3 protein-coding genes are annotated in these 6,489 nt (G+C 69.8%); 1 reads left to right on the top strand and 2 read right to left on the bottom strand.

Features of this window, described 5'->3' with window-relative positions:
• Nucleotides 1-20 precede the first annotated feature (20 nt).
• Nucleotides 21-1,700, bottom strand: coding sequence for an extracellular solute-binding protein (locus KUM44_RS42835; RefSeq protein WP_217215164.1), 1,680 nt, complete (start codon nucleotides 1,698-1,700; stop codon nucleotides 21-23).
• 381 nt (nucleotides 1,701-2,081) lie between these two features.
• On the opposite strand from KUM44_RS42835, the gene KUM44_RS42830 reads away from it, so the two are divergent.
• Entirely contained in the window at nucleotides 2,082-4,922 is a 2,841-nt protein-coding gene (locus KUM44_RS42830; protein WP_217215163.1) for a glycoside hydrolase family 3 C-terminal domain-containing protein, read from the top strand.
• A 97-nt stretch (nucleotides 4,923-5,019) separates the two neighbouring features.
• Here the strand turns inward: KUM44_RS42830 and KUM44_RS42825 are convergent, their stop codons facing one another.
• Nucleotides 5,020-6,465, bottom strand: a complete 1,446-nt coding sequence (locus KUM44_RS42825; protein WP_217215162.1) for an aldehyde dehydrogenase family protein — start codon at nucleotides 6,463-6,465, stop codon at nucleotides 5,020-5,022.
• Between the last annotated feature and the right edge of the window lie 24 nt (nucleotides 6,466-6,489).

Here is a 6,489-nt window from a genome sequence, read left to right as displayed (position 1 = left end):
GCTCCCGGCCGTGAGCGACATCAGTTGCCGCTGCCGTTCTTGTCGATGAGCTGCTTGTACCAGTCGCGCAGCTTGTCACCGCCGGAGGACTTCCAGGTGGAGATGGCCTGCTGTATGTCGGACAGCTTCTTGTTGCCGCGCACGAAGTCGATCTCCAGCTGCTCGAACTGGCTGGAGAGGGTGGCGTAGCGGCTCGGCTCGACGATCTTCATGCCGTACGTGGACGTCTTCTTGACGAAGGCGCCCTGCCGCTGCTGCCACTCCACCTGCTTGCGGGTGACCTCGGGGAAGTCGGGGTGGGCGAGGTAGGGAGCCGGGGCCGCCAGCAGCACCCAGGCGTTGTTCACCTCCTGGAGACCCCGGTCGTTCTTGACCGGGACGCCGTCCTTGACCGTGTAGTGGGTGCCCTCGACGCCGTAGTCGACGTACATCCGCTCCTTGGTGCCGTAGGGCGCGGCCGCGAAGTTTGCGGCGGCCAGCGCGTTCTCGACGGTCTCCTTCGAGGCGCCCTTGCGGATCATCGACCATATGGTGGCGGGCTGCCCGGCATACAGTGTCGGGTTGCCGCCGTCGGCGCCGAAGTAGTCCATGCCGTCGATCTCGAAGTCCGGGTTGGACTGGGCCTGTTCGGTGGTCTTGCCGTACCAGTCGGACATGTTCTGGTTGTAGACCAGGGTCTGCCCGGCGGTGAACCGCTGGGCGGGGTCGCCCGTGTTTGCTTTGTCGTCGGGATGTACCACACCGGCGGCGAACAGCTTGCGGACCCACTCCAGATGTTCGAGGTACTCAGGATGCTCGTGGCGGTACGTCAGCTTGCCGTCGTCCCCGATGTTCCAGCCGATCGGTCCAGCGGGCAGGACACCGAAGAAGCCCGCCGCCGACCACCTCATGTCAGAACAGGCCCACACCTTGGCCTTGGCACTGGTGGCCTCCTTCGCCCAGCTGAGGAACTCGTCGGCCGTCTTGGGAACCGTGTAGCCCTTCTTGTCGAAGATGTCCTTGCGGTAGAAGGGCACGATGCCGGGTGCGGAGGCGGCGGGCATCGGGATGCCGCGCAGGGCGCCGCCGAAGATGCTCATGCGCCAGGCGTCGGAGGGGATCGCGGCCAGGTTCGGGTACTTCTTGGCCTTGTCGCCCGACAGGTAGGGGCCGAGGTCCATGAACTTCGCGGTGACCGCGTTCGAGATCTTGCCGACCAGTTCCCAGTCGGGCACGACCACCACGTCGGGTATGGAGCTGGAGGCGAGGACGGCCCCGAGCTTCTCGCCGTAGGTCATGCCGTCCTGGTTCTGCCAGGTGATCTTGGTGCCGACGACCTCGTCGAGTGTCGTGTAGTAGGGGTTTCCGGGCTTCGGCGGGGAGCCCCAGAGGGGGGCCATGATCTTGAGGGGAGCGCCGGTGCCGAGCTTTTCCGGGACCGAGGTGGCGAGGGCGGCGAGGTCGACCTTGCCGGTGTAGCCGGCCGCCGAACCGTTCTTCGACGGGATGTCCGGCTTGGCGAACGTGCTGGCGACGTACGTCGGGAGCAGCTTGTCCGCGGCCTTGCCCGACGTGGCTCCTTCGCGCGAGCCGGTTTCCGAACCGCCACAGGCGGCGAGCAGTGGCATCCCACCCGCCACCGCTGCGGTGGCGACCGCCGTGGAGGCGAGGAAGCTTCTCCGGCTCGGTCCGGAGGGGGCGGGGGCGGCGTTCGGCGTCATTGCGTCAACCCTTCATGGCGCACCTGGACACCCGGCGGTGGGCCGTCGGCTGCGGTGTCTTAAGTGGAACTGGCTGAGCTGAAGCGATCCTGCGACCACGGCCGCGGGGATGCCCGAAGCGGGCGAGCCTCGTAGTCGAAGTCGAAGTAGTCGAAGCGCTTCGATGTTGCTGCGAGGTTAAGTGAAGGCATAGGGGCGCACAAGGGTCGATTCCAAGATTCCTCCGAGGTGTGGAGGATCCGACCGCTGTCTTACGGCGCTTGAAATAAAGGTCAGGAGTCGGAGTTGTTGCGACGGGGTCTCTTGACACGCACCCCGGATCGAATCAGCATCGAAGCGCTTCGAAAGAAGCTCGCCGCTCCATCGCAAGGGGAACACCACGTGACCGCACAAACGCCGCCTACGCCGCCTTTCCGTGATCGGCAACTGCCGTTCGCGAAGCGCATCGACGACCTTCTGTCGCGGCTCACGCTCGACGAGAAGATCGGATTCCTGCACCAGTTCACGCCAGCCGTCGAGCGGCTCGGCATCGCCGGGTTCCGCACCGGGCAGGAGGCTCTGCACGGTGTGGCATGGATGGGTCCGGCGACCGTCTTCCCCCAGGCGATCGGCCTCGGCGCGACCTGGAACACCGAGCTCGTACGCCGGATCGGCGAGGCCGTCTCCAAGGAGACCCGCGCGATGCGCGCCCGCGACGACCGCGTGGGACTGAACGTGTGGTCCCCCACCGTCAACCTGCTGCGCCACCCCCTGTGGGGCCGCAACGAGGAGGGCTACTCGGAGGACCCGAAGCTCACCTCGGCCATCGCCACCGCGTACACCCGTGGCCTGCGCGGCGACCACCCGACGTACTGGCGCACCGCGCCCGTCCTGAAGCACTGGCTGGCCCACAACAACGAGACGGGCCGCGACGTCACGTCCTCCTCGGTCCGCCCGCGCGTCCTGCACGAGTACGATCTGCGCGCCTTCCGCGAGACGGTCGAGGCGGGCGCGACGGCCGGGGTGATGCCGGCGTACAACCTGGTCAACGGCCGCCCCAACCACGTTTCGCCGTATCTGCGCGAGCACCTGCGCACCTGGACCGACGAGGACCTGCTGGTCTGCTCGGACGCGAGCGCGCCGTCCAACCTGGTCGACTCCGAGCACTACTTCGACACCCACGAGGAGGCCACGGCCGCCTCGCTGCTGGCCGGCGTCGACAGCTTCACCGACCACGGCACCGACAGCTCGAAGATCACCGCACGGGTGCGCGGCGCCCTCGACAAGGGGCTGCTGACGGAGTCGGACATCGACACCGCGGTACGCCGTCAGCTCTCGGTGCGCTTCCGGCTCGGCGAGTTCGACCCGGAGTACGACCCGCACGCGCACACCTTGGACTTCGACACCCCGGCCCACCGCGCGCTCGCCCAGGAGGCCGCCGAGCAGTCGGTCGTCCTGCTGAAGAACAGCGCGGGAGTGCTGCCGCTCGCGCCCGACACCCGGATCGCCGTGGTCGGTCTGCTCGCCGACGAGTGCAAGCTGGACTGGTACAGCGGCACGCTCATCCGTCGCTCCACCCCGCTGGAGGGCCTGTACGAGCGGTTCGGCGCGGAGCGGGTGGAGTTCGCGGAGGGCGTGGACCGGGTCCGGCTGAAGACCTCGGCCGGAACCTTCCTGCACGTCCTCGAGGCGGACGCCGACGACGAGGTGCGCGGCGCCGAGGGCGCCCTGGACCCGGCCTTGCTGGCCGGCCGCACCGATCTGCCGCCGCTGACCACCGACCCGGTCGGCACCGAGTTCGCGCTGGTCGACTGGGGCGAGGGCGTGCTGACCCTGCGCGCCCCCGACGGCCGCTACCTGTCGGTCGCCGACGACGGCTGCGTCCGCGCCTCCGCCGACCAGCCCGGCGGCTGGGTCGTCCAGGAGACGTTCCGTCTGGAACCGCACGAGAACGGGCACCTCCTGAAGCACATCGGTACGGGTCACCACGTCTCAGTCGCCGCCGACGGCGTGCGGGTTGCCGCAGCGCATCCGGAAACGTTCCAGCTCATGGTCGTCGAAAGCGGCGAAGACGCCGTGACCAGGGTGACTGCGGAGGCGGACGTGGTCCTGGTCGTCGCGGGCAACGACCCTCACATCCACGGCCGTGAGACCGAGGACCGCCCGACGCTGCGCCTGCCCGAACACCAGGAGCGCCTGCTGCGCGCCGCCCGCGCCGCCAACCCGAACACGGTGCTGGCGCTGGTGTCGCCGTACCCGTACGCCGTCGATCACGCGGACCTTCCGGCTCTGCTGTGGATGTCCCACGGCGGCCAGGCGGCCGGTACCGCCCTGGCCCGTGTCCTGGCCGGCGACGTCTCCCCCGCGGGCCGTCTCCCGCAGACCTGGTACGCCGACGACAGCGATCTGCCCGACCTCCTCGACTACGACGTGATCGGCGGCCGCCAGACGTATCTGTACTTCGAGGGGACCCCGCTTTTCCCGTTCGGCCACGGCCTGTCCTACGCGGCCTTCTCCTATGCCGACCTCGCGACCAGCGTCACGGACGACTCGCTGCACGTCTCCTTCACGGTCACCAACACGGGCGGCGTGGCGGCTGACGAGGTGGCCCAGCTCTACACCCGCGCCGTGGACCCGTCGGTGCCGCGCCCGCGTCGCGAGCTCGTGGCGCACAGCCGGGTGCGGCTCGCCCCCGGCGAGCGGACGGAGCTGAGCTTCGAAGTCCCGCTGTCCGCCTTCGACTTCTGGGACGTGGCCCGGGGCGGCTGGCGCCGCGAGCCCGGCCCGTACGAGGTGCTGGCCGGCGCGTCCAGCGAGGACGTCCGGCTGCGGACGACGGTGGTCCTGGACGGCGAGGCGTCCGCCCCGCGTCCGGTGCTGCGCCGTGGACTGGACGCGGCCGACTTCGACGAGCAGAGCGGCATCGCGATCGTCGACCGTACGCGGACGGCGGGTGACGCGGTGACGCCGGCGCAGGGCATTTCGGGTGAACTGGTCTACCGGGACTGTGACTTCGGGAACGGGGTCACGGCGGTGACGGCGGCGCTCTGCGGTGACGGTGCGGTCGACGTGTCGCTGGACGGGGGTGCGGTGCTCGCCGTGCTGACGTCCGAGGCGGGGGACGACGCGAGCCCGTACGACTACGCGACGAAGCGCGCCGGGATCATCGCCGAGGGCGTCCGGGACGTCCACCTCAGGCTGCGCGGTCCGGTGCGGCTCGCGCACGTCGGCTTCTCCGGTTGAGGGTCCGGAAGAGGCCGGCACAAGGAAGAGGCCCGGCACCGGAAGGCATCGGTGCCGGACCTCTTCCACAAGGCTAACTGAAAATGGATCCCATTTACTAGAGGGAGAGGCCGGTGAGGACCAGCACCCGCTCGTAGGTGTAGTCGTCCATCGCGAACTTCACGCCCTCCCGGCCCACACCGGACTGCTTGGCGCCGCCGTACGGCATCTGGTCGGCGCGGTAGGAGGGAACGTCGCCGATGACGACGCCGCCGACCTCGAGCGCACGGTGCGCCCGGAAGGCGGTCTGGAGGTCGTGCGTGAAGACCCCGGCCTGGAGGCCGTACTTGGAGTCGTTGACGGCGGCGAAGGCGGCGGCCTCCCCGTCGACCTTCTGCACGGTGAGGACGGGTCCGAAGACCTCCTCGCAGGCGAGGGTGGTGTCGGCGGGTACGTCGGTGAGGACGGTCGGCGCGTACGAGGCACCGTCCCGCTTGCCGCCGGCGAGGAGCACGGCCCCGGCCGCGACGGCCTCGTCCACCCAGGCCTCGACGCGCCGGGCGGCGTCCTCGCTGACCAGCGGCCCGACGTCGGTCGCGTCGTCGCCCGGGTCACCGGTGACCTGGGCCTCGACGGCGGCGACGATACGCGGCAGGAGCCGGTCGTACACGGAGGCGTCCGCGATCACCCGCTGCACGGAGATGCAGGACTGGCCGCCCTGGTAGTTGGAGAAGGTGGCGATGCGGGTCGCGGCCCAGTCGAGGTCCGCGTCGGAGGCGAAGTCGCCGAGCACGACCGCCGCGCCGTTGCCGCCCAGCTCCAGGGTGCAGTGCTTGCGCGGCACCGAGTCCATGATCGCGTAGCCGACCTTCTCGGAGCCGGTGAAGGAGATGACCGGCAGGCGCTCGTCCTGGACCAGGGCGGGCATCTTGTCGTTCGGCACCGGCAGGATGCTCCAGGAGCCGGCCAGGAGCTCGGTCTCGGCCAGGAGCTCACCGATGACGAGCCCGGAGAGCGGGGTCGCCGGGGCGGGCTTCAGGATGATCGGCACACCGGCGGCGATGGCCGGGGCGATCTTGTGGGCGCACAGGTTGAGCGGGAAGTTGAACGGCGCGATGCCCAGGACGACGCCCTTGGGGAAGCGCCGGGTGAGGGCGAGCCGCCCCTGACCGCCGAGGTCGGTGTCGAGCCGCTGGGCCTCGCCGCCGTTGAACCGCCGGGCCTCCTCGGCCGCGAAGCGGAAGACGGACACAGCACGGCCGACCTCGCCTCGGGCCCACTTCATGGGCTTGCCGTTCTCGGCGGAGATCAGCCGGGCGATCTCCTCGGTCCGCTCGGCGAGCCGCCGGCTGACGTGGTCGAGGGCCGCGGCACGCGCATGGGCCGGGGTGGCGGCGAAGTCGTCGCGGACGGCGTAGGCGGCGGCCACGGCCTCCTCGATCTGCGCGTCCGTCGGCACGCTCACCTTGCCGACGACCTGCCCGTCCCACGGGGAGGTCACATCAAAGCTGTCCTCGCCGCTGACCTGGCGGCCGGCGAGCCAGAAGGCGTGGGTGGAAGTCATTGTGATTTCCCGGCCCTTCCGCGT

This window comes from Streptomyces sp. AC550_RSS872 (assembly GCF_019049285.1).
Lineage (GTDB): Bacteria > Actinomycetota > Actinomycetes > Streptomycetales > Streptomycetaceae > Streptomyces.
The sequence above is the reverse complement of the archived record's forward strand: the minus strand, read 5'-3'. Positions and strand labels throughout refer to the sequence as shown.